Genomic DNA, 23373 nt, shown 5'->3' on the forward strand with positions numbered 1-23373 from the left:
TAAAGCCATTTTATGTAGATATTATTTTACAGCATCTTTAAGAGCTTTACCTGGTTTGAATGCAGGAACTTTGCTAGCAGGAATTTCGATTTCTTCGCCAGTTTGTGGATTGCGTCCTTTACGAGCAGCACGTTCACGTACTTCGAAGTTACCAAAACCGATAAGTTGAACTTTGTCCTCAGCTTTTAAAGCTTCTAAAATTGTATCGAAAACAGCATCAACTGCTTTTGTAGCATCCTTTTTTGAAAGCTCACTTGCTTCTGCAACAGCATTAATTAATTCTGTCTTGTTCATGCCATTCACCTCCTCCCAAAATCGGATCATATAATAACTAAAAACCTTGTTAGAAAAGGAATCTAGTAATTCGTTATATCTCATTCTTTAACAAAACAAATGGATATTATACATAACCTATGTATCGACAAGCCTAATCATAAACGATTGAACTAAATAATTCAATGTTTTTCATTCATCTGCCGTATGTATGTAGTGAAAACAGTATGATCGATCGATTTCTGTTAAAAGATTAACATATTGAACAAGGCATAGCAAGCAGAAAATAACGCAGGAATAGGATAACCACGCGATCTATCACAATATATGTAAAGTTTTGTATGATCTATCCAAAAAGAAGAGGCTCCTTTATGAGGAGCCTAACGTTACATGCTTATAGAATAATCGCGATTAAACCTCCGGATCCTTCGTTAATAATCCGTTCTAGCGTTTCTTTTAACTTATATCGTGCATTTTCAGGCATCAGCGACAGCTTTCCTTGAATTCCTTCTCTTACAATTGAACTTAGAGAGCGGCCAAATATATCTGAATTCCAAATTGAAAGCGGATCATCTTCAAAGTCTTGCATCAAATAACGAACTAATTCTTCGCTTTGCTTCTCCGTTCCGATAATCGGCGCAAATTCTGATTCTACATCCACTTTAATCATGTGTATAGAAGGTGCCACTGCTTTTAAACGAACTCCAAAACGCGATCCTTGGCGAATAATTTCAGGTTCATCAAGGCTCATATCCGAAAGCGAAGGTGCAGCTACACCATAACCCGTTTGTTTAACCATACGAAGGGCATCAGAGACTTGATCATACTCGGTTTTTGCATGCACAAAATCTTGCATTAACTGCAGCAAATGATCTCTTCCGCGAATTTCTACTCCCACGATTTCTTTCAAAATCTGGTCGTATAAGTCATCTGGAGCATATAAGTCAATTTCAGCAATTCCCTGCCCCATCTCAATTCCGGCTAATCGAGCCTGATCGATAAATTCAAACTGGCTAAATTGCTCTACTACCCGTTCAACGTCTCTCAGCCTCTTAATATCTTTTACCGTTTCTTTAACGGCTTCTTGATAGCTTTCACGCAGCCAATGTTTATCTTTTAAAACCATTACCCAGCTTGGTAGATTAACGTTGACTTCTAATACAGGGAACTCGTAGAGTGCTTCTCTTAATACGTTCATCACATCAGTATCGCGCATGCTTTCCACGCTCATCGCTAATACTGGAATATCATATTTTTCATTAAGCTTTGCACGAAGCTTTTCTGTATCAGGATGATATGGCTGTACGGTATTAATAACCATGATAAATGGTTTGCCTACTTCTTTTAATTCATTAATGACGCGCTCTTCTGCTTCCACGTAATCTTGACGAGGTATATCTCCAATTGAGCCATCTGTTGTAATGACGACACCAATCGTTGAGTGTTCTTGAATTACCTTTCTCGTTCCAATTTCAGCCGCTTCGTGAAATGGAATGGGTTCTTCATACCAAGGTGTATTGATCATTCGAGGTCCGTTTTCATCTTCGTACCCTTTAGCCCCTGGCACCGTATATCCTACACAATCTACTAACCGTATGTTAACTTCTAGCCCGTCATCTACCAAAACATTAACTGCTTGATTCGGTACGAATTTCGGCTCAGTTGTCATAATCGTTTTTCCAGCTGCACTTTGTGGTAGTTCATCTTGTGTGCGAGCTCTTTCTGCCTCGTTCTCGATGTGAGGCAGGACCACCAGCTCCATAAATTTTTTAATAAATGTAGATTTTCCTGTTCGAACTGCTCCCACCACACCTAAATATATATCGCCTCCTGTACGTTCAGCGATATCTTTAAATACATCCACCTTTTCCAAAAGATCCCCTCCGATCTATGAGTTCATGGAATATGACATCCATTGCGAGAGTAAATTAGGACACTATATAGTTATGACGTTGTCCTATTAAAATATGACTTTTGATAGAAAAATTTATGATTTTTTTCATGCACATGCTGACTTAGTCATTCTGATTATCATTATTGGTGTACAAGAAAGAGAAAACCCCTTCTCTCTGAATATTATTCAAGGAGAAGGGGTTCATGACTTATTTTTTAAAAAATATTGGTTCATTCTTATCGTTGACTGTATAAGGAAGAGAGTAAGCAGGTACAAAATCACTGTTTTCCACAAGGAGCTTTCGTATATCTTCACCAGGTTTGTAGGAGCTTTTATGCTTTTGAATGGCATCATACAAATCAGGACGATAATCTACAAATACATCTCCCTGCCCATTAACAATTAAAGAAAGACTATTCCCTGTATATGGGCTAGTAACGACAGGAGGCTCTTTCATATTCAATTTTTTATAATTAATAGAGAATACGCCGGGAGCGATGACGTCTTTAAACGGTACGTACCCTTTATGATTTTGACGGTATATATTCAAATGTACGTTAACATCTTGAATCGTATCCGCCATCCGTAAGTCTAATAATTTAACCGTGGGCTTTGTTTCTGCATCCACAAGTACGTACGCAAATACCCCTCCGCTTTCATATGAATTTCCAGGTGCGTCTTGCATGTATCTAGGAACAATTTTCGTAAAGTCAATCGGATATTTTTGATAAATCGGCGTGTCCATATCTTTCGTTTTTATTGGCAATAAGCCTCCGCTTTCTTGTTTAAATTGATCAACCGCCGTTTGCACGGAAGCAACTTGATCTTTATAAGGAACTTGATTTTGAGACATTCTTTCCGTCGGGTACAAACAACCGGATAATACAAAAATGGTTAACCCAACAATAGACGTTAGCATGAATTTTTTCATTTTTCTCACCCTACCATATGTACATTAAGCATCTGTCGGCCCGCTGAATACAACAATTACCATAATAAGACCTGCTACAATCATAAGCAAATAGGCAATGAAAGCGAGTACAATTTTACCAATGCGGTTCGTAATTTTATAACGACTAAAGTAAATAGAAAATACCGAAATAAACATAAATACAATGGAGCCCAATGAAATCCACATCTTTAACAAACCTGGCGACAAATTGCATCCACTCCTTTTTTCACCGTTATTATAACATAAGGACTTATAGTTAAGATGGATATTGATAGAACTTTCTAAATTAACTATTTATTTACCTTCCAGTGATTCATGGTCTATAGTAATTACTTTCCTATTAAATTGACAAATTCCTGCTTTTTCACATAAAAAAAATCGAAGCGAAGGGGGCTCTTCGCTTCGATCATAACTAAATATTCCCATACTAACAGTTCTACTCATCTTTATTTACACGTTATTTTATGCAAGTAAATGATTTTGGGTATCACCAATTGCCTATTTTTTCATATTTCTTTGCACTTAATTTAATTTTTCTCCTAAAACATTCGCTAAATCTTCCATTTCATGTGTTTTAGTACGAGACATAAGCGCGTCTACTGCATCCTTTGCCTTCACATCATTAAACAGTACATTATATAAAGCATCAGCAATCGGCATTTTTACGTCATATTTTTGAGATAGCTGGTAAGCTGCTTTCGTGGTGCGTACACCTTCTACAACCATTCCCATATTTTCTAATACTTCGTCTAAATTTTTGCCTTTTCCAAGAAGATTACCAGCGCGCCAATTTCGAGAATGAACGCTTGTACACGTTACAATCAAGTCTCCAATCCCCGTTAAACCTGAGAACGTCAGAGGATTAGCACCAAGCACAGTACCTAAACGAGCGATTTCAGCCAAGCCACGAGTCATAAGAGCGGCCTTCGCATTGTCACCATATCCAAGTCCATCCGTGATACCAGCAGCAAGAGCAATAATATTTTTTAACGCTCCCCCAATTTCCACACCAATCACATCAGGATTTGTATAAACACGGAAGTACTGCTGATTATTAAATAAATCCTGCACTTTTTCTGCTGCTTGTATGTTTGTTGAAGCTGACGTCACAGTTGTCGGCTGCCTTCTACTTACTTCTTCAGCATGACTCGGACCTGATAAGACAACGATGTCTTTTGTATCAATTTCTTGTTGAATCATTTGAGATATACGTAAAAGAGAATCCGGTTCAATCCCTTTACTTACGTGAACAATTGTAAATAGTTCATCGGTAAGGGATTTTAGCTGCTGCAACACTTCACGAATCGCCTTCGTTGGAACAGCTAAAATAAGGGTTTCAACACCTTCTATTGCCTTTTCTAATGACGTAAAACCTTTAATCTGATGAGGAAGCTCTACACCAGGCAAATATTTTTCATTCTTATGCGTCTCGTTGATTTGATCAATGACTTGTTGTCTATGTCCCCAAATGCGAACATCGTGTCCATTTTCCGCCAATACGAAAGCTAATGCAGTTCCCCAGCTTCCTGCTCCTAGTACAGCTATTCTTTCCACGCCGATCACATCCTCTGTTATTTTCTTGGTCTTGCAATAATTTTAATTGGAGTTCCTTCAAATCCAAAAGCTTCACGAAGCTTATTTTCTAAGAAACGTTTATATGAAAAATGCATTAGCTCAGGATCATTTACAAACACAACAAAAGTTGGCGGCTTAATTGCTACTTGAGTTGTGTAATAGATTTTTAAGCGGTTGCCGTTGTGAGTAGGCGTAGGGTTCATTGCTACTGCATCCATAATCACATCATTTAAGATGCTTGTTTCTACACGTACCGCATGGCTTTCGCTTGCAAGATCAATCATTGGCAATAGCGTATGCGTACGTTTTTTCGTTTTAGCTGAAAGGAATACAATTGGAGCATATGTTAAGAACTGAAAATGCTCACGTATATTCTCTTCAAATTTTTTCATTGTTTTTTCATCTTTTTCTACTGTATCCCATTTGTTTACAACGATGACAACAGCTTTTCCAGCTTCTTGTGCATAGCCAGCAATCTTCTTATCTTGTTCAATAATACCCTCTTCAGCATTTAATACAACTAAGACAACATCTGAGCGTTCAATTGCCTTTAATGCGCGCAGTACGCTGTATTTTTCAGTACTCTCGTACACTTTTCCACGCTTTCTCATTCCAGCTGTATCAATAACAACATATTCTTGATCTTCTTTTGTAAACTTTGTATCAATGGCATCGCGTGTCGTGCCGGCAAGATCACTGACAATAACACGGTCTTCACCTAGAAGAGCATTAACTAATGAAGATTTCCCTACGTTAGGACGACCAATCAATGAAAATTTAATGACTTCTTCTCCGTAATCTTCGTCTTTTTCTTTTGGAAAGTGCTTAGCTGCCTCGTCTAGCAGGTCACCTAAACCTAAACCATGCGTTCCTGAGATTGGGAACGGTTCTCCATATCCTAGTGCGTAGAAATCATAGATTAATTCTCTCATTTCAGGATTATCTACTTTATTAACAGCTAGGACAACGGGCTTTTTGGATTTGTATAAAATTTTCGCCACTTCTTCATCAGCTGCAGTAATTCCATCGCGTCCATTTACTAGAAAAATGATTACGTCCGCTTCATCAATTGCAATTTCTGCCTGCTGTTTGATCTGTTCTAAAAATGGCTCATCTCCAATATCAATACCGCCGGTATCAATAATGTTAAAGTCCACATTCAGCCACTCACCTGAACTATAGATACGATCACGAGTTACACCCGGAATATCTTCTACAATAGATACTCGCTCTCCTACAATTCGGTTGAAAATTGTTGATTTTCCTACGTTGGGACGACCAACAATCGCAATAATTGGTTTTGGCATACGATTCTTCCCTTTCCTTGATCTTTTTTATGTATCGGCAACCAGTCTTTAATCGACTAAAGGTATTTATCTACATGTACAAATAAATAAGATCATTCTTTTTTCAAAAATTGAGGCCATGCAGCGTGGCATGACCTCTACTAATCGATCATAAGCGATAAAGCAGGCTTTTTATCAGCTCTATTTTACATCAAGCTGATTAACTGCCTATCCGCTGAATAAGCATTACTCTTTCAATCAAACAATTTTATCAAAAATCACCGGTAACAACAATATAATTTTACGAAATCTCTTCTTCTATTTGTAAGTACTTTGCTTTTGCCTGTGAGACTTCAGCACGTACAAATCTAAATAAGCAGAGAAATAAACCAGCATCTCCCAAATAAACATAGCTCCTACTGCTGTTGCTAAAACGTCGAGTGTCCGAAGAGACCCTACTTCATAAGATGCAATATCTCGAATGACAACTGCGTATAAAAAATCTCCTCCAACTACACCTAAAATGAGCGCTGCGAATCTTTTTTCAGCATCTTTAATCACCATAAAGCAAATATATAAGATAAGTCCAGTCAAAATCCACTTACGGTCAATAAAAATCCATACAGGATCATAGAGCTCAAGTAAACAAAAACCAGCATAGGCAATTATTATTATGCCGCATACAATAACATAATATAACTGCTGAAACCTGCTGTAGCCTGAAGCATAAACACACGCTACCCCCACTAAAAACAAAGCGGTATAGCTACATGAAAACTGAGCCATATGCATGTTCATTCCGCTTAGGAGTATACTGATTAATATAATGGCTGCTACCTTCCAACGCCTAAGTGTTTTGGGCATAAGAAAAGTCGTAACAATCCATCCCATCCACGAAAGCCAATAAAAGAAAATTCCGTCCACTGAATATGGCACCTCCTCTACCTGTCATCAGTATGTATCAATTTGGTAAAACTTAATCGGAGTTTTAGAATAGAACCTCTTATTTTGGACAACCTATCAGAAAAAAGGAGGGAATCTAAAATGGGAAAAGATCGTCAAGAGAAAAAATTAAAAGAATCAAAACGAGTTGAATCTGACCGTGATCAAGGACTTCACTATCCGGGAGCAACTAGCTTGCAAAGTCCTGAAGAAGCGCGCGAGTTAAATGAGCATAAATAAAAAAATGCGCTGACTAAGTCAGCGCATTTTTTTATTTTAAAACTGGATGTGAAACAGGATAGGAACGTTCTTTCTTTCCTGTAAACAAAAAGAGAACTCCTCCCACTAACAATAGTGCTCCTGACAAATAAAACCCGAATTCCATACTTCCAAGTTTATCTGCAAAATATCCGGTAATGTAAGGTGCAAAGATCGATGACAGCATGCCGCTGAAGTTGAAAAAACCGTACACTTTAGAGTACATGGACGATGGAGTAATATCCGCCATATACGAAATCAAAATCGGATCTAATGCTAATTTACCTATCAAACCGTACACAATTAAGCCGATTAATAGCCAAGAATAACTCTCTGTATAGGGAATAAAAAATTGACACAAAGCGCCCGCTACTGACAAACTCACAATTAATGCTTTTTTATTTGCAATTCGATCAGATATATACCCAAAGAAGATTGCTCCTGGAATGGACGCCCAAGGTACTAAAGATGCTATGATGCCTGTTTGAGACCCTTCTAAGCCTCGCGAGTGCTGCAAATAATAAGGAAGCCAAGTCAGCATCCCAAAAAATCCGTAAAGAGAGCAGAAGATTAAAATGTATACGAAAATATGATTTTTTGTAAATAATACTTTTAGCGACTGCTTTGTTTCTTTATTTAGCGAATTTTTTTCTTGATCCCTTTGCTTATCTTTTACAAAGAAAGCTATTAAAATAGCTATTACTATAGTTGGAATAGCAAATAAGTAAAAAGTAAACTGCCAGTCTTTTTCTAACGTATATGTAATGTATGTAGAACCGATAAAACCAAGTGATATACCAAAAGCCATTCCACTATTAATGAGCGCCGACACTAAACCTCGGTATCGTTCAGATGTGATGCTCGAAGAAATTCCGTATTGTGAACCATAATACGTTCCTTCTCCAAGTCCTGTCAGCGCCCGCATAAGTAAGAACATACCGAAAGTAGTTGTAAGTCCTGTAACAAATGTGGCAACTCCAAACAAGATGTATCCAGCTACTAAGATCTTAACGCGACCAAATTGATCTGCCAAAAAACCCGTTGGAATTTGCATAGCTGCATATGCTGCAAAAAATACGGTAGACATTAGCCCAAGTTCAGATTTATTAAGATCCCACTGCGCACCGATATCTCCCATAACCGGAGATAAAATATTACGATCTGCATACATGAAAACCCAACCTAAAAAGAAAAGAAAAATTGTAAATATAGGATGTCCCTTTTTCATCACGCCACCTCTTTTTTCTGATTTTTCTGTTTGTTTTACTTATTATAAGGGGCTAACGTTTGGGATTTCATGCTTTTTGTCACTTCTTCTGCCAACATTTTTTGTTTTTTTAAATGAAAACGCGATCATTCATCTTTTAAAGAAATAAAAAAGCACGCAGTCAACTGCATGCTTTTTTATGATCTGTTATTAAATGTTTCTATAGATACATTTCGCTGAGTCAGCCAACTATGGGTATCCCCTGTAATAACTAGAGGCATTTGCTGAAGCTTAGCAATAGAGGTTGCTCCTAGCGCAGCCATGATGAACGTTAACTCCTCATGCAGCTCGGCTATCTCTTCTACAACTGCTTCTAAACCAGACTTCATTAAAATAGATAAAAAATATCCTGCCATTCCCGTTGCAGAAGCTCCTAACGCAATAGACTTAGCAATATCCATAGAGGTTTGAATACCTCCCGAACCAATAATGGACATACCTTCTACGTGCTGAGATACTTCTGCTAAAGAAGCTGCTGTGGAAATTCCCCAATCATTAAAGAAGTGAAAATGTTTTGCTCGTCTTTCATTTTCGATTTTCGAAAAATTGGTACCACCGTACCCACCAATATCAACGATTTCAACACCAACATCTTTAAGCTTTTGCACTGCTTGAGCGCTCATCCCAAAACCTACTTCTTTGACAATTACAGGAACGGTTACTTCTTGGACAATGCGTTCAATACGACGTAATGCATCGGTAAAATCACGATCTCCCTCCGGCATGACCAGTTCTTGTATAACATTTAAATGAATTTGAAGTCCATTTGCTTCAAGCATATCAACTGCTTTTTTAGCTTGTTCAACTGTAGCTTCACTGCCTAGGTTGGCAAAAATAATTCCGTTAGGGTTTTCTTGACGCACTACTCTGTATGATTGTTCTTCCTTTTCATCTTTAATCGCAGCCATCTGCGATCCAACGGCCATTGCTAATTGACCATGATGAGCAATTTGAGCAAACGAACGGTTAATCCGTTCCGTTTCTTGTCCGCCTCCGCCCGTCATAGCATTTATAAAAATTGGCGAACTTAACAAAAGTTCGCCAATTTTTGTATCAATATGAACATCGTGCACGCCAGTATTTGGCAAGCTATTATGAACGAAGCGAATATCATCCAGCCCGTGCAGCCGATGCTGTCCCGTTTGAATCGCATGATGAATGTGATCAATTTTACGTTTTGCTCTGCTCACAAATCATCACCATTACTTATCTTAATTTTTTTAATTGATCCCCAATCATATCACCTAATTGGAAACCTTTTGACTCTTCTTGTAATTCATAGTCACCGTAATCTTCTTGTTCTTCTTCCTCAAGATCACGAATGCTTAACGAAACGCGTCGTTCTTGTTCATTCACATCAAGTACTTTCACCGTCACTTTTTCGCCTTCAGAAAGCACTTCATGCGGTGTCCCGATATGCTTATGGGAAATTTGAGAAATGTGTACAAGTCCTTCTACTCCAGGTAGAACTTCCACAAAAGCTCCAAAAGATACAAGTCTTTTAACGGTTCCATCTACTACATCACCTTGGCGAAGCTTCGTAGAAATGTTGGACCATGGACCTTCTAACGTATCTTTAATAGATAATGAAACACGCCCCGTTGATTTGTCAACAGACAATACTTTGACTTTCACAGCATCTCCCTCAGCTACTACATCTGAAGGTTTTTCTACACGCGTATGTGAAAGCTGAGAAATGTGCACTAACCCATCTACTCCGCCTACATCTACAAACGCTCCAAAGTCTGTTAAGCGCTGAACGGTTCCTTCTAAAACCTGACCTTCTTTTAATGACTCAAGAACATTTTCTTTTTGTTGTACAAGCTCTTCTTCTACAACTGCACGATGCGAAAGGATCACGCGATTTTTTTCTTTATCTAATTCCACTACTTTGACCGTAAGAGTTTGATCTTGATACTCTGCAAAATCATCAACGAAATGAGTTTCAACAAGAGAAGCTGGAATGAACCCTCTTACACCAATATCTACTACTAATCCGCCTTTGACAATTTCTTTGACTACCGCTTCAAACACTTCACCTGAAGAAAGTTTTGCTTCTAAACCATCCCATGCTTTTTCAGCATCTACAGCTCGTTTAGATAGCACAAGCAAATCGTCTTCCACTTTAATTACTTTCGCTTCGACTTCGGCACCTTCTTGGATTACATCGCCTGCTTTTTCAATATGTAAGCTCGCTAATTCACTAATTGGAATAATACCGTCTAGTTTGCTGTTAGGTACATCTACATACACTTGCTTTTCTTCTACTTTTGTAATAGTACCTTTTACTGTTTCTCCTACTTCTAATGACGTTACCTCTACTTGATTCATATCTTCTGTCATCGTCTTTTCCTCCTCCAATATCCATCTACAATATGTATTCCCTTGTAAGAGTTCTTCACTCTTTTAGCTCATCATTATTGTATATAGCTCTGTATAGAAAAAACTCTCTTTGTTATTAACTTCTAATAAATAGAATCTTTTGTCAAGTCATAAGGTTACAAACTATTGATATTTTTCAATTAATTCACCAATGCTTTTCATAATAACTTCGGTCACTTCGTCGGCTGATGCTTTTCGTTCGCGAAGCTCATCCATCTGAATTGGCGGTCCGTACACTACTTTTAACCTTGCAAAACGCTTGTATGGACCAATAACAGCGCAAGGCACAACAGCTGCTTTTGAACGCAAAGCAAAAAAGCCTACTCCAGCCATCCCTTTGCCTAATTCCCCATCTTTACTTCTTGTTCCTTCGGGAAATAATCCAAGCACTTTTCCTTCTTTTAAAATCTTTAACCCTTGGCGCAAAGCTTCACGATCTGCCATCCCGCGCTTTACAGGGAATGTTTCTAACTTTGGCAGAACCGTCTTCAGAAAAGGTGCTTTAAACAGCTCTGCTTTTGCCATAAACGAAATAGGTCTTGGACATGTCACACCTACAGTAGGCGGATCTAAGTTGTCAATATGATTTGAACAAAGTAAAACTCCGCCTTCTGAAGGGATATTTTCTGCACCGATTACTTCATAACGATAAACTGGTGTTAAAATGCCTTTTACAATGGCACGTGCAAACATATAAAAGCTCAAAATCATCCAATCCTTTCTTTTGTAATAGAAAGTATTTTTTCTACAACTCCTTCAATCGATAAGGAAGTTGTATCGATTTCAATTGCGTCTTCAGCTTTTTTAAGAGGTGCTACTTCGCGCTCAGAATCCAGCTTATCTCTGCGGGCAATTTCTTCTTTTAAACGCTCTAAATTTGATTCAAAACCTTTTTTTATGTTTTCGTCATGGCGTCGCTGTGCTCTTTCATCCACAGACGCTAATAAAAAGATTTTAACTTCTGCGTGAGGAAGCACGTGTGTACCGATATCACGTCCGTCCATTACAACGCCTCCATCTTTAGCAAGGCCCTGCTGTCTCGCTACCATCTCTTCACGAACTGCACGATGTTTCGCTACGAGGGATACAGAGTTAGTTACTTCTGCGGAACGAATTTCACTTGTAACATTCTGCCCATTTAAGATGACTACCTGTCCAGATTCAGACGGCTTTAAATCGATGACTGTTTCGTTAAGTAAATGCAATAGCTCTTCTTCATTTTGCAAATCTACCTGGTTTTTCTGCGCTTGATACGTTAGAGCACGATACATCGCTCCTGTATCAACATAAATATATGATAAGGTTTCTGCTATAATCTTTGCCACTGTACTTTTCCCAGCAGCTGCAGGACCGTCAATCGCGATTGAAATTTGTTTTTCCATAAGTGCCTCCCTTAATTTCAAAACAGGAACAAACCACTTTCATCTTTTATACAATGAGCCATTTTATATGAAGCGTTTATAAACGAAAAAAAGAGCAGGGGGTCTTCTCCTGCCTGGTGTTCACTGCATGTTTCTTTCCTAGTTATTCTACCATACGTCCGACTACTGGTCGAATGTTTCAATAATTTTATTAAAATTATTTTTGCTAACTCCCTCATACTGAATAACCTTTGAGAAATATGTACTGTGACTGCTAGATAGTAAAATACATTGAGCAATTATTAAAAACACAAATTGAATAACCACTAATTTAATTAAAATTCGTTCTATTCGATTCACCTTTTTTCTCCTTTTGTAAGAAGTAATACCTTTGCTTACAGTTTAGGAAAGAGAAGTTTTTTTTATACGCTAAAGAAGACCTTTTCTTCTTAGGTCGAGCTGACGCTTTAAGGTATAACGAATCATCATTTCTTTCGTTTGTTTTTCCATGTCCATAAATTTAATAGATAGCTGACCTACTTTACAAGAAGTCGGGGCGGTAATTCGTACAACTTCCCCTTTTAATTCAAGATGCTGCAAAGCTCCCTCACGATTAGGAAGACTTAATCGTACAACAACCGAATCTTTCTCATTAAAAAGCAGCGAGTGATGGAAGGAGCCGGCTATTCCACCTGCACTGATGTTTTTAGTCATGATTTCCATTACATCCTGCTGTTCTTGCTCACTTTCTATCACCGCCTTCACTGTAAGCGGCACACGGAAAAAATTTCTTCTTTGGATAGATTTTAACTTTTTATCGCCCGGGTAAAAGAGCTTCACAACAGGCATGCCTTTTATTTCACGCCCTGTTACTTCAGTTGGAAAAGTATATACATTTTGATCATATCCAATAAACGTAGCAAGCAATTTTGTACCTTTTAGTAAAAAAGCACTTCGCTGCGTTTCTTCATTTAGCGGATAGCTAATATAAATCACGTCTTCCGTAAACTCAACTACTTTACATCGATATGTTTGTTGTAATGTAGACTCTCTGTGCCCGCTCTCTAACGTCAGCCTCATTCCCGCTTTTATCATCTTCTCTCTCCTTCAGTTCCACTATATACACTTTTTCCCTTTATTTAAACATAGTTAAATATGTTTATTTTGTAAATACAAATTAGTCATTTAGACTCAATAAAATATTAAAAAAACAAAAAACCGGTGTCTATAGACACCGGTTTTTATCAACTTTACACTTCATTATATAAAGGTTCTGAGTTTTGCAGTTTTTCGACTTTTTCTTCAAAACCCGTATCGGCATTGATGAAAATACGATACGTATCATTTTTTATTGTCCCTAAAAACTCATAGCATAGCACTTCTTCGTTTAAATCATTCGTAATAATTGCCAAGCGGTCTTCCATCACTTTTACATTCGAATTCAGCTTGGTTTTTGCCTGTTCTTTCGAAATTTTAGGTTTTGGAATATCTCTTGTACGATGTTTTAATAAGAAGTCTTTAGCTGAGAAACCAATCACAGATCCATCTTCTAAAGACATTTTCATTTTAACTGAATCCGGATAAATCCGAACTCCACTTTCCGTTTGCTCTACGAATGTAAAGACTCCCATGTTATCATATTGAGCGCTTTCAGCCATTACTAGGCTTTCAAAACGATGATCTTTTAAAAACTTAGTCGCTTTGTTCATAGCATCGTTTAAACTAATATTTTGTTTTTTAATATCTCGATCTTCGAGCACCCAAAGCGGATATCCGCCTTTTTGTGTAATATCCATATACGTTTCTTGTTTAGTCTTTGGATCTGTAATGGTTAAGCTGTACACCTCATAATCGGCATCTTTTCCGCTCTTTACAATATGAATTTGTTCATTTCCTTTTAAATCCAAAAACGAACGCGCCACTTGTTTTGCAACATCTTCACTAACTTCTCTGCCTTTTAATTGATGAAAAGCATTTTTTTCCTGCTCATTCGTTGCATTCATAACGCCCAAATCTGTTTCGGCAAAAGAATCCATACTTTTTTCAACGGTTTTTAATCCGTCAATAATCGTATTGTCCCCTTGCTTTTCTTTTGTAGCTAGGGCTAGCTCAACATCCATCCAGCGCAAGTTATTATCAATGACTAGATGCTGTACTTGGCGCATTTCATTTTGAATTTCTCCTGACTGATCATAAAGCGAATTTAACGTTTTATACTCTTTATCTGTTAAGGGTGATTTGCTTAGATCCCTTACCGCCACTTTGTACGTAAAATCCCCAACATCTGAAAGAAACTCTTCTGTTTTATTGAACGGCAAAAGCGATAAAGGCAGCTGCCCTACATTGTTATGAGCTTCAGAAGTTAAACGCCATACTTCTGCAAGCGCGGGCGAAAGCTGATCTCTCGAACTCATGGCGAGCGTGCCACCGATTTTATCATTTAATAAATCTAGCTGATATGACAAATCATGAAATGCTCGTTGATACGTATTCTCCGCTTGAAGCAGCACAGCATCTTTTTCTTGATGTTCGCTGTACCCCCAATACCCTACACCTACAACACCAATAGCTAACAATACAATTAAAATTGTTCGAATCATGTTTCCTTCACCTCTCTTTATCGACAGAAAATGTGTTTCCCGATTTGCTTAATTTGAGGACGTGACCAAATCCACGCGCTTGTTGCTGTATCCGGATTAAAGTAATAGATAGCATTCCCAGTAGGATCCCATCCGTTAATAGCATCCATAACCGCTTTTTTAGATGTTGGGTTGGGTTCAAGCCAAATTTGCCCATCTGCTACGGCAGTAAATGCACGCGGTTCAAAAATAACTCCCGCGACTGTGTTTGGAAATGCCGGACTGTTAACTCGGTTTAAAATAACGGCTGCTACGGCTACTTGGCCATTATATGGTTCACCCCGTGCTTCACCATGAACGGCATTTGCCATGAGCTGAATATCATTTTGTGAAAACCCGCTCGGTACATTCACCGCTGTTGGCTTTTGTGCTTTTTCTTTCTGTTGTTCAGAACTTCCGTTAGACGTATTACGCTGCGGCTGACTGGCAGGTTTTTTTGCTTGAGAAGATCCGCTTTGTGATTTTTGCTGACCATTGTTCCCGCTGCTTTTTCCACTGCTACTGCTTCCTTTAGACTGCTGATCAAGAGGCTTACCGCCATAGTGCGTAAACTTATTTCCTTTTCTAATTTGATTTTTCACATAGTTTTCGTGATATTTTGTTGCGTTGGCTAATTTAATCTTTGTTTGCCAGCCTGCTAAACCGTCAATCTTTTTAATGCCAAATTCATATTGAAAATTGCGCAGTGCCCAGTATGTGCTCCATCCAAATACACCGTCAATTTTCCCGTTATAATAACCTAAATACTGAAGTCTCGACTGCAGCTCAATAACGTCATCTCCAACTGCTCCGTGTTGAATGACTTGATTTGAAAACGCGTGAGCGGCCTTTGGGCTCACAACGGACGCTGCAATAAATGAACATATGCATATGAGACATGCATACTTTTTAAAACATCGAAATGATAACATGACAAAACCTCCTACATCGTATGTAACTGATAAGATGATAGGAGTATTTTTTGTAAAGGTTGTTTTTTTATACAAGATGCGCAAAATTTACCGAAATGAAAAAACTCAGCTCGTAAATCTCTCAAAAAAGATTTACAAGCTGAGCCTAGACAATCGATGGCTGTTTGGCCTTTTTTACTTTTCTTAACGCCAGCCACCATAAATAAATCATAAATGGAATAATAATAAATACCCAATGATCCATTGTTTTTAAAATATAATCATATGTTCCGTGTAAAATGAGCGGCACAAATACGGAGTACAGCGTCCACTTCGTTTTTTCCTTTCCTTCAGAAAACTTTGCTTTCCCTAAATAATATCCCATAATGACACCGAATAAAGCATGACTAGATACGGGTAAAAAGGCTCTTCCTAACGCTGATTCTAAACCATTTGCAAATAAATATAAAATATTTTCAACGGTAGCAAAACCTAATGAAACAGCTGCCCCGTAAACAATTCCATCATAATGCTCATCAAATTCCACGTGCTGATAAATCGTGAAATATAAAATGAACCATTTGAAAAATTCTTCTAAAAAGCTTGTCGTGAAAAATGCTTCAAGAAAAGGTGATTGAAAAACGTGCTCTTCACCAAATACATATTGTATAAACATAATTGGCAAAACAAGCATTGCTCCAAAAATAAATGTTTTTAATACCATTGAAATAGGCTCAGTTTCATATTCATCTTTCAAATAAAAAAAACTTAACAATGCCAATCCTGGCGCAATGCCTGCAGATACAATCGCCAACATAAATAGCGCCTCATCTCCTCTATTTTTTTTAATAGTAACATGTTATCTTTAGGATGAAAATCTCCGTCTATAATGTCCTTATCTTTATATGTAAATGCTCACATAACTTGCTGTCGATTTACAAAGCCTAACAAAGACCTTAAACAAGTATACCAAAAAATGTATCATACTTATATGGAAAATTGAAAGGAGCTCTCTATGAAAACTGTTTATATTCTTCACACCGGCGGCACAATTTCTATGAAAGAAGACATGGCAACTGGATCGGTAACACCAGATATTCAAAACCCGCTTCACCGCTCAACATCATCTGTTTCAGGTATGGCCAATGTAATCGTAGAAGAAGCATTCCATCTGCCTTCTCCTCACATTACTCCTAAGGAAATGCTTATACTTTCAAAAAAAATACGCGATAAAATTGATGAAGGCAAAATTGATGCAGTCGTGTTAACCCACGGAACGGACACGCTGGAAGAAACTGCTTATTTTTTAGATTTAACAGTGCATACAGATATTCCAATTGTCTTAACTGGAGCCATGAGATCAAGCAATGAAATTGGTTCAGACGGTCCTTATAATTTTATATCCGCGGTTCGGGTGGCTATTAGTGACGGTGCAAAAGGAAAAGGTGTCTTAGTTGTGATGAACGATGAAATTCATACCGCTGAGAATGTGACCAAGACCCACACAAGCAACGTGGCGACATTTCAAAGCCCTCAGTACGGGCCAATAGGATTAATCACAAAACGCGGCGTATCTTTTCACCACATGCCTACAGAACATGAATTTTATCCTGTTAATCAGATAGATAAACAAATCACTTTATTAAAAGCTTATGCAGGAATGGACGACCATTTATTTCAAGCAGTGGCGTCAATGGATGTTGATGGACTTGTAATTGAAGCTCTCGGTCAAGGAAATCTACCTCCCCTTACACTTCCGGGGATTCAGTTGCTTTTGAAGCGAAAGATACCCATCGTGCTCGTTTCTCGCTGTTTTAATGGAATTGCTCAAGATGTATATGGATATGAAGGCGGTGGCAAGCAGTTAAAAGAGATGGGCGTTATTTTTTCAAATGGCTTAAATGGTCCTAAAGCACGCATTAAGCTGTTAGTTGCTCTCCAAGTAACGAGGAATCACGATGAATTGCAGCAGCTGTTTAATCATTAGTAAAACAACGCATAGAAGCCTATGCGTTGTTTTTGTTGAGAATATGAGAAGCGATTGATTTCCCATGAAAACGTCCATTTTCAATAAAAATCTCATTAGCATTATTTCCTGCAGCAATCACACCAGCGATATAAATTCCTTCCACGTTTGTTTCCATCGTCTCTTCGTTAAAAGAAGGGCGACCTGTTTCATCATCTAATTCCACACCCATTTTTGTTAAAAACGAGTGATCAGGGTGATAGCCAGTCATGGCAAAAACGAAATCGTTACTAATTGTAGACTCTTTCCCTTCCTGCTCATATGTTACCGTGTCATCCGTTATCTTTGTTACATGAGCATTAAAATGCATCCCAATCGTTCCATTTCGAACCAGCGCTTCGAATTCAGGCAATATCCAAGGTTTTACGCTCGGGGAGTAATCTGAGCCACGATAAATAACCGTCACCCTTGCATCACACTTCACCAATTCCAGAGCTGCATCAACGCTAGAGTTTTTTCCGCCTATAACGACTACATCTTTATCAAAGTAAGGATGCGCTTCTTTGAAATAATGAAATACCTTTGATAAATCTTCACCAGGAACATTCATATAATTAGGATGATCGTAATAGCCCGTAGCTATAATGACATTCTCCGCTTCATATGTCTCTTTAGATGTTGTGACAATAATTTGGTTTTCCGCTTGTTTGTCTACTTGCAAGACACGTTCAAACGGCTGAATTCGAACTTGCTTGCGCTTCACCACTTCTCGGTAGTAAGCAAGAGCTTGGTTGCGCACAGGCTTGCGATTTTCGGTAATAAAAGGGACATCCCCTATTTCCAGTTTTTCACTTGAACTAAAAAACGTTTGGTGGGTCGGATAGTTATAAATTGCATTCACAATATTCCCTTTTTCAATTACAAGGGCATCAATACCTGTATGTTGAAGCTCAATAGCTGCTGAAAGCCCGCATGGTCCTCCGCCAACAATAATTACTTTTTCTTTCTTCATGCCTGTCACTCCTTCAGTTGTAAACGCACCTTTTTTTTATTTTAACGCAGTGTAAAACAAAAAAATCTCCTCATTAATGATAGGAGATTTTTTCTATTTACGCAATTGTTCTGCTGTTCTGTTTTTAAATCCAGCCTCTGAAACGAGAGCCTTCCGCCATTTTTCTTACGCCTATCATATAAGCAGCTAGGCGCATGTCGACTTTTCGAGTTGTAGAAGTTTCGTAGATGTTATTAAATGATTTAACCATTACTTTTTCAAGCTTTTCTTCTACTTCTTCTTCCGTCCAATAATAACCTTGGTTATTTTGCACCCATTCAAAATAAGAAACTGTTACACCGCCCGCACTTGCCAAAACGTCTGGAACTAATAAAATCCCTCTCTCTGACAAGATGCGCGTTGCTTCAAGAGTTGTTGGTCCATTTGCTGCTTCTACCACAATACTCGCTTGAATGTTATGGGCATTTTCTTCTGTAATTTGATTTTCAATCGCAGCTGGAACTAGGATGTCACAGTCAAGTTCAAGCAGCTCTTTGTTGCTGATGGTATTATTGAATAATTTCGTTACTGTACCAAAGCTATCGCGTCGATCCAATAAATAATCAATGTCTAAACCATTAGGATCGTGCAGCGCTCCGTATGCATCAGATATCCCTACAATTTTAGCGCCAGCGTCGTGCATGAACTTAGCTAAAAAGCTTCCTGCATTTCCAAACCCTTGTACTACTACCCGTGCACCTTGTAATTCAATGCCGCGTTTTTTCGCTGCTTCATGAATACAAATAGTTACTCCTTTTGCAGTCGCTGTTTCACGGCCGTGCGAACCACCTAAGACAAGGGGCTTTCCAGTAATAAAGCCAGGCGAGTTAAATTCATCAATCCGGCTGTATTCATCCATCATCCAAGCCATAATTTGTGAATTTGTAAACACATCCGGCGCTGGAATATCCTTTGTTGGTCCAACAATTTGGCTAATCGCACGAACATATCCGCGGCTTAAACGCTCTAATTCTCCAAAAGACATATTTCGAGGATCACAAACAATTCCACCTTTTCCTCCACCGTAAGGAAGGTCAACGATTCCACATTTTAAACTCATCCATATAGATAGAGCTTTTACTTCTTTTTCAGTTACGTTTGGGTGAAAACGAATTCCGCCTTTCGTAGGACCAACTGCATCGTTATGCTGCGCTCGGTGACCTGTAAAAATCTTAACTGATCCGTCATCCATACGAACAGGAATTTTTACTGTCATCATTCGTAATGGCTCTTTTAATAGTTCATACACTTCATCAGGATAGCCTAGTTTTTCTAACGCTTTATGTATCACTGTTTGTGTAGATTTTAAAACATCATGCTTCTCTTCTTGACTATTTTTACTGTCTTGCATCTTGTCGGCTACCATCTGTAAACCTCCTAAAATGTATCGAAAATTATTCGTTTTTAATTGAATGGTGCTTCTTTCATGACATAGTATACACCCTTAGTTTTACATTGCAAAGGAAAATATCGAACTTTTAGTATTTTTTGTGTTCTCCTAAGAAAACGCTTCCAATAACTTTACAAGGTATGCTACAATGTTTTAAGTCTGCCTCTTTTCTAGTATGCTTTAATCGTCTAAAAAAAATAAAAAACACCCGGTGATAAAGAGCACTTTCAACAACTTTGTACAAGCTGAAAGTGCAGCCACTCTTATTTTAATAAAAGTGCTTTATCCTTCACGGGTGTAATTATTTCAATTAAACAATTAAGAAAAGACAGAATTAATATACTCCAAAGCTCTCTTTTCTACTAACATTTTTCCATATTCATTTACGCGGTGCTTTGTAATTGTAGAGGGATTTCCATACTCCGCCAAAACCGCAATCATATTCCCAACTTCAGCCGGTGACAGCATGTGATAATCCAACAGCACGTAAAAACGTTTTTCAAATGAATAGAGCACGCTATCCGTATCGTAAAAGTTTGACATGCGTTTGGTCAGCTGAATGACATCTTCAAATGAATCAAACTCAAAAAACATGTCTTCGCTTTCATCTAGCATGACCTGCATTTCAATGAAGTCTTCGAACTCGTCTTCATCGAACTCACCGTAGCTGGTTTCTTCTTCATACTGCTTTGTCACAAATACAACCATTCCCTGTGCTTGAAGTGAAAAAACTTCTACCGAAAGAGAATTTGTAGGTTCAAAGTTCAGTTCTTGAGAAGCTTGCTCTATCATCTCACGAAAAAGCTGTTTTACTTTGAATGTATCTGTCCATAGATCTTCTTTTGTTAACCCTCTTTCTTTTAAATCATCGTAGGTCAAAAAAACTTTTAGCTTATTATAGTTTAATCGTTCAAGCCTCATTAGCGTCCCTCCCCGCTTGCACTCATAACCACATGGTTCGATAATGCAGTATATGTATTTTTTGGAAAACGGTTCGTGATGTTTACTTACGAGTTTACAGGTTTATGATAGGAAAGACAAGCTATTCTCAATCAATTTCTGCTAATTTTTTTGTTAGCCAGCTATTCCACTCTTCTTTTGTATTTCCTAAAATAAACGGCTGGGCCTCGCCTTTTCTTTTGCTATCTAAAACATCAAACACATAACCGCCTAATCCTACTTTAAGATGGGGGAATTTCTTTATCATTTGGTTCGTCAAGTTTAGTGTTTTCTCGGCATTTTCCAACATTGTGCATGACATAAATAAAAATGTTGGGTCTACTTCTTTAACAATTAACTCGACATCTTTATCTTCAATGCTGCTTCCTAAATAAATAACTTCAAACCCTTTACGGCGTAAAAATAGCGTAAAGACTAGGAGTCCCACTTCATGTGTCTCATTAGGTCCGCATACAGCAATCGCTTTAGGTAATAAGCCATTTGAAGGCAGCGAATAAAAAATCATGCTGATACGCGTTTTTAATACTTGAGTCGTATAATGCTCATGAGCACTTGTAATTTGCCCTTTTTCCCACATATCTCCAACCGTCACGAGTAGAGAACCCAAAATATCAATAACCACTTTTTCTACCGAATACAGGCTAAAAGCATGATTAATTAAATCCTGTGCTTTTCCTTCTTCAAAAGATAAAAGCATCGTTAACAGCTCATCCCTAATTTTTTGAGGGGAATCTACTTCTCCTTCTTCTTCAAACGTTCCTACTGTACTGCTTTCCGTTTCTAATAACGAAACCGCTTGACTGATGGTAAAACCTCCGCTCACTTTTTCCGTGAGCCATTTTAATTTCCGCAAATCTTCCTCTGTATATAACCGATGCCCCGAATCGTTGCGGACAGGATTTAAAATTTGATAACGTCGTTCCCATGCACGCAAAGTTCCCGGCTGGATTCCGACCATATTTGAGATGGCTTTAATATTATACTTCCCTTCGTGAGCCATACGTAACCTCCAACTACTCTTCGTGAACTGTATCTATTAATTGAATTATAGGATAAGTTATCCTGTGTGTAAAATTTGTATATGCTATGTAAAGAGTTTGTTCAAGGCTATTCTTTCCTTTTTAAAGTGATATAATGCGTTTGGGCTCTAGCTTGTAAACGGAGAGGCAAAGAGGTTGTACCATATCCGTTACTGACAAAAAGAGGAATCTTTCTTTTTTCTTTCAGCCCTCCTAATTCATACATACCCAAATTAAATAAGCGTATCTGTCCCCCGTGTGTATGCCCGCTCAAAATTAAATCTACTTTTGATTCTTCATCTACATAATAGATAACATCAGGATTATGGCTTAGAAGAATGGTAAGCTGTTCAGGTTCAATGGAAGAAACAGCTCTCTTTAGATTCATCTGACCTTCTGATAAATCATCTACCCCCGCAAAGTGGCATGTAGTACCATATTTAGAAACGGCAAAGACATGCTCATTTTTAAGGGCAATAACTCCTTCATCTTTAAGCATCTGCTTCAATTGCATCTGACTTACTTCGTAATCATTATTTCCCCACACAAAATAGACGGGTCCTAGCGTTTTAAGCTGTTGAATATTTTGACGAGCCCGCACTAAAGGGACTCCTCCTTCTAGTAAATCACCGCCTATGATCACAAAATCTACTTCGCCCGGTATTTTTTCCAACAGCTTCGACGAAACTGTTCGCTTATGTATATCCGATATAAAAAACAGGCGCAAAGGCTGCTGATTTTTAGGAAATCTTGATAAATGAATCGTTCTTTCTTCGACATATGTACGATGGGCTTCTGAAAACATAAAAATCAGCAAGCCTATGCCTAACGCTAAAACAATTAAAAGAATAACCATATATTCTCCTTCTTTTCATTTTATACCCGATGTGTTTCCTTTAAAGAAGAAAGGGCATAAATTATCGCAATTGTTAACAAACCTACTACTTGATAAAGTGCAATGGCACTTAACGATAAAATTCCTATCACACATAGACATGAAACAAGGTATTCATGCCATTTTACCTTATAGCCTTTTAGAAGCAACCGACTTTGCAGAAACACTTTACGAACTGCCGCCGACAGACAAAAAAGAGCCGTAAAAAACAAGATTATAACACTAAACACATCTAACGGATGTAAAATCATTTGAATAAGTAAATAGGTTAACGAAGCTTTTGAGCCTACAGCCGTTAAACTGCTGATATAATAACTGCATAACCACGCAGCCAGCAAGTTAAACCAATCCCTCACAAAAAAACCCCCTTCAC

The 23373-nt window shown here is 38.1% G+C and carries 25 protein-coding genes; 2 read left to right on the forward strand and 23 right to left on the reverse strand.

Annotated elements, in window-relative coordinates:
- Positions 1 to 21 precede the first annotated feature (21 nt).
- From BG04_RS06455 to BG04_RS06485, 7 genes are all read right to left on the reverse strand, one after another.
- A complete protein-coding gene (locus BG04_RS06455) occupies positions 22 to 294 on the reverse strand; it encodes an HU family DNA-binding protein (RefSeq protein WP_013059016.1) in 273 nt (90 codons plus the stop codon).
- Between the two features lie 373 nt (positions 295 to 667).
- Positions 668 to 2146 carry a stage IV sporulation protein A gene (spoIVA, locus tag BG04_RS06460; protein ID WP_013059017.1) on the reverse strand — a complete coding sequence of 493 codons (1479 nt, stop codon included), beginning with the start codon at positions 2144 to 2146 and terminating at the stop codon, positions 668 to 670.
- A 229-nt stretch (positions 2147 to 2375) separates the two neighbouring features.
- Positions 2376 to 3098: a hypothetical protein gene (locus tag BG04_RS06465; RefSeq protein ID WP_034649076.1), complete on the reverse strand. Its 723-nt coding sequence runs from the start codon at positions 3096 to 3098 to the stop codon at positions 2376 to 2378.
- Positions 3099 to 3122: 24 nt separating this feature from the next.
- A complete protein-coding gene (locus BG04_RS06470) occupies positions 3123 to 3326 on the reverse strand; it encodes a DUF2768 domain-containing protein (RefSeq protein ID WP_034649073.1) in 204 nt (67 codons plus the stop codon).
- A gap of 315 nt (positions 3327 to 3641) precedes the next feature.
- Positions 3642 to 4673: an NAD(P)H-dependent glycerol-3-phosphate dehydrogenase gene (locus BG04_RS06475; protein ID WP_013084894.1), complete on the reverse strand. Its 1032-nt coding sequence runs from the start codon at positions 4671 to 4673 to the stop codon at positions 3642 to 3644.
- A gap of 17 nt (positions 4674 to 4690) precedes the next feature.
- Positions 4691 to 6001, reverse strand: coding sequence for a ribosome biogenesis GTPase Der (der, locus tag BG04_RS06480; protein ID WP_013084895.1), 1311 nt, complete (start codon positions 5999 to 6001; stop codon positions 4691 to 4693).
- A gap of 297 nt (positions 6002 to 6298) precedes the next feature.
- Complete coding sequence (locus BG04_RS06485) at positions 6299 to 6904, reverse strand: YphA family membrane protein (protein WP_034649071.1); 606 nt, start codon at positions 6902 to 6904, stop codon at positions 6299 to 6301.
- 120 nt (positions 6905 to 7024) lie between these two features.
- Between BG04_RS06485 and BG04_RS29565 the strand changes: the two genes are divergently transcribed.
- Entirely contained in the window at positions 7025 to 7162 is a 138-nt protein-coding gene (locus tag BG04_RS29565; protein WP_013059024.1) for a YpzI family protein, read from the forward strand.
- Positions 7163 to 7193: 31 nt separating this feature from the next.
- Here BG04_RS29565 and BG04_RS06490 read toward each other — a convergent pair whose 3' ends face one another.
- The 10 genes from BG04_RS06490 to prsW form a co-directional block, all read right to left on the reverse strand.
- Positions 7194 to 8408 (reverse strand): MFS transporter, encoded by a 1215-nt coding sequence (locus BG04_RS06490; RefSeq protein ID WP_034649069.1) that lies wholly within the window; start codon positions 8406 to 8408, stop codon positions 7194 to 7196.
- 176 nt (positions 8409 to 8584) lie between these two features.
- A complete protein-coding gene (fni, locus tag BG04_RS06495) occupies positions 8585 to 9637 on the reverse strand; it encodes a type 2 isopentenyl-diphosphate Delta-isomerase (RefSeq protein WP_034649068.1) in 1053 nt (350 codons plus the stop codon).
- Between the two features lie 16 nt (positions 9638 to 9653).
- On the reverse strand, positions 9654 to 10790 hold the full coding sequence (gene rpsA, locus BG04_RS06500) for a 30S ribosomal protein S1 (protein WP_013059027.1): 1137 nt from the start codon (positions 10788 to 10790) through the stop codon (positions 9654 to 9656).
- Between the two features lie 162 nt (positions 10791 to 10952).
- Entirely contained in the window at positions 10953 to 11540 is a 588-nt protein-coding gene (locus tag BG04_RS06505) for a lysophospholipid acyltransferase family protein (RefSeq protein ID WP_034649065.1), read from the reverse strand.
- Positions 11537 to 12211 carry a (d)CMP kinase gene (cmk, locus tag BG04_RS06510; RefSeq protein ID WP_034649064.1) on the reverse strand — a complete coding sequence of 225 codons (675 nt, stop codon included), beginning with the start codon at positions 12209 to 12211 and terminating at the stop codon, positions 11537 to 11539. Before cmk ends, BG04_RS06505 begins: the two co-directional genes overlap by 4 nt.
- A gap of 162 nt (positions 12212 to 12373) precedes the next feature.
- The gene (locus BG04_RS30540; protein ID WP_013059030.1) at positions 12374 to 12550 is read right to left on the reverse strand and encodes a YpfB family protein; all 177 of its coding nucleotides are present in this window, start codon (positions 12548 to 12550) and stop codon (positions 12374 to 12376) included.
- 69 nt (positions 12551 to 12619) lie between these two features.
- Positions 12620 to 13285 (reverse strand): flagellar brake protein, encoded by a 666-nt coding sequence (locus BG04_RS06515; protein ID WP_034649061.1) that lies wholly within the window; start codon positions 13283 to 13285, stop codon positions 12620 to 12622.
- Between the two features lie 155 nt (positions 13286 to 13440).
- A complete protein-coding gene (gene ypeB, locus BG04_RS06520) occupies positions 13441 to 14790 on the reverse strand; it encodes a germination protein YpeB (protein ID WP_034649059.1) in 1350 nt (449 codons plus the stop codon).
- A 17-nt stretch (positions 14791 to 14807) separates the two neighbouring features.
- The gene (sleB, locus tag BG04_RS06525; protein WP_034649056.1) at positions 14808 to 15740 is read right to left on the reverse strand and encodes a spore cortex-lytic enzyme; all 933 of its coding nucleotides are present in this window, start codon (positions 15738 to 15740) and stop codon (positions 14808 to 14810) included.
- A gap of 145 nt (positions 15741 to 15885) precedes the next feature.
- Positions 15886 to 16536, reverse strand: coding sequence for a glutamic-type intramembrane protease PrsW (prsW, locus tag BG04_RS06530; RefSeq protein ID WP_034649053.1), 651 nt, complete (start codon positions 16534 to 16536; stop codon positions 15886 to 15888).
- A gap of 198 nt (positions 16537 to 16734) precedes the next feature.
- Here prsW and BG04_RS06535 point away from each other — a divergent pair, with 198 nt between their 5' ends.
- Complete coding sequence (locus tag BG04_RS06535) at positions 16735 to 17706, forward strand: asparaginase (protein WP_034649050.1); 972 nt, start codon at positions 16735 to 16737, stop codon at positions 17704 to 17706.
- Between the two features lie 19 nt (positions 17707 to 17725).
- On the opposite strand, the gene BG04_RS06540 is transcribed toward BG04_RS06535, so the two are convergent.
- The 6 genes from BG04_RS06540 to BG04_RS06565 all read right to left on the reverse strand — a co-directional run bounded on the left by BG04_RS06540 (position 17726) and on the right by BG04_RS06565 (position 23356).
- Positions 17726 to 18697, reverse strand: a complete 972-nt coding sequence (locus BG04_RS06540) for a YpdA family putative bacillithiol disulfide reductase (protein ID WP_034649048.1) — start codon at positions 18695 to 18697, stop codon at positions 17726 to 17728.
- Positions 18698 to 18821: 124 nt separating this feature from the next.
- Complete coding sequence (locus BG04_RS06545; RefSeq protein ID WP_370511584.1) at positions 18822 to 20087, reverse strand: Glu/Leu/Phe/Val family dehydrogenase; 1266 nt, start codon at positions 20085 to 20087, stop codon at positions 18822 to 18824.
- Positions 20088 to 20444: 357 nt separating this feature from the next.
- Positions 20445 to 21047: a genetic competence negative regulator gene (locus BG04_RS06550; protein ID WP_013084906.1), complete on the reverse strand. Its 603-nt coding sequence runs from the start codon at positions 21045 to 21047 to the stop codon at positions 20445 to 20447.
- Positions 21048 to 21174: 127 nt separating this feature from the next.
- The gene (locus tag BG04_RS06555; RefSeq protein ID WP_016765484.1) at positions 21175 to 22086 is read right to left on the reverse strand and encodes a MerR family transcriptional regulator; all 912 of its coding nucleotides are present in this window, start codon (positions 22084 to 22086) and stop codon (positions 21175 to 21177) included.
- A gap of 107 nt (positions 22087 to 22193) precedes the next feature.
- On the reverse strand, positions 22194 to 22961 hold the full coding sequence (locus tag BG04_RS06560) for a metallophosphoesterase (protein WP_016765485.1): 768 nt from the start codon (positions 22959 to 22961) through the stop codon (positions 22194 to 22196).
- Positions 22962 to 22981: 20 nt separating this feature from the next.
- Positions 22982 to 23356 (reverse strand): hypothetical protein, encoded by a 375-nt coding sequence (locus BG04_RS06565; RefSeq protein WP_013084909.1) that lies wholly within the window; start codon positions 23354 to 23356, stop codon positions 22982 to 22984.
- Positions 23357 to 23373: the final 17 nt, after the last annotated feature.

This window comes from Priestia megaterium NBRC 15308 = ATCC 14581 (assembly GCF_000832985.1).
In the GTDB taxonomy this organism is placed as follows: domain Bacteria; phylum Bacillota; class Bacilli; order Bacillales; family Bacillaceae_H; genus Priestia; species Priestia megaterium.

What these genes read in the sequence shown, in the direction of transcription:
- BG04_RS06455 (WP_013059016.1), bottom strand. Translation starts at nt 294, where the DNA reads ATGAACAAGACAGAATTAATTAATGCTGTTGCAGAAGCAAGTGAGCTT.
- cmk (WP_034649064.1), bottom strand. Translation starts at nt 12,211, where the DNA reads ATGGAAAAACAAATTTCAATCGCGATTGACGGTCCTGCAGCTGCTGGG.
- BG04_RS06560 (WP_016765485.1), bottom strand. Translation starts at nt 22,961, where the DNA reads ATGGTTATTCTTTTAATTGTTTTAGCGTTAGGCATAGGCTTGCTGATT.
- BG04_RS06515 (WP_034649061.1), bottom strand. Translation starts at nt 13,285, where the DNA reads ATGATAAAAGCGGGAATGAGGCTGACGTTAGAGAGCGGGCACAGAGAG.
- BG04_RS06465 (WP_034649076.1), bottom strand. Translation starts at nt 3,098, where the DNA reads ATGAAAAAATTCATGCTAACGTCTATTGTTGGGTTAACCATTTTTGTA.
- sleB (WP_034649056.1), bottom strand. Translation starts at nt 15,740, where the DNA reads ATGTTATCATTTCGATGTTTTAAAAAGTATGCATGTCTCATATGCATA.
- BG04_RS06555 (WP_016765484.1), bottom strand. Translation starts at nt 22,086, where the DNA reads ATGGCTCACGAAGGGAAGTATAATATTAAAGCCATCTCAAATATGGTC.
- BG04_RS06490 (WP_034649069.1), bottom strand. Translation starts at nt 8,408, where the DNA reads ATGAAAAAGGGACATCCTATATTTACAATTTTTCTTTTCTTTTTAGGT.
- rpsA (WP_013059027.1), bottom strand. Translation starts at nt 10,790, where the DNA reads ATGACAGAAGATATGAATCAAGTAGAGGTAACGTCATTAGAAGTAGGA.
- BG04_RS06540 (WP_034649048.1), bottom strand. Translation starts at nt 18,697, where the DNA reads ATGAAGAAAGAAAAAGTAATTATTGTTGGCGGAGGACCATGCGGGCTT.
- BG04_RS29565 (WP_013059024.1), top strand. Translation starts at nt 7,025, where the DNA reads ATGGGAAAAGATCGTCAAGAGAAAAAATTAAAAGAATCAAAACGAGTT.
- BG04_RS06545 (WP_370511584.1), bottom strand. Translation starts at nt 20,087, where the DNA reads ATGCAAGACAGTAAAAATAGTCAAGAAGAGAAGCATGATGTTTTAAAA.
- BG04_RS06505 (WP_034649065.1), bottom strand. Translation starts at nt 11,540, where the DNA reads ATGATTTTGAGCTTTTATATGTTTGCACGTGCCATTGTAAAAGGCATT.
- BG04_RS06550 (WP_013084906.1), bottom strand. Translation starts at nt 21,047, where the DNA reads ATGAGGCTTGAACGATTAAACTATAATAAGCTAAAAGTTTTTTTGACC.
- BG04_RS06535 (WP_034649050.1), top strand. Translation starts at nt 16,735, where the DNA reads ATGAAAACTGTTTATATTCTTCACACCGGCGGCACAATTTCTATGAAA.
- ypeB (WP_034649059.1), bottom strand. Translation starts at nt 14,790, where the DNA reads ATGATTCGAACAATTTTAATTGTATTGTTAGCTATTGGTGTTGTAGGT.
- der (WP_013084895.1), bottom strand. Translation starts at nt 6,001, where the DNA reads ATGCCAAAACCAATTATTGCGATTGTTGGTCGTCCCAACGTAGGAAAA.
- prsW (WP_034649053.1), bottom strand. Translation starts at nt 16,536, where the DNA reads ATGTTGGCGATTGTATCTGCAGGCATTGCGCCAGGATTGGCATTGTTA.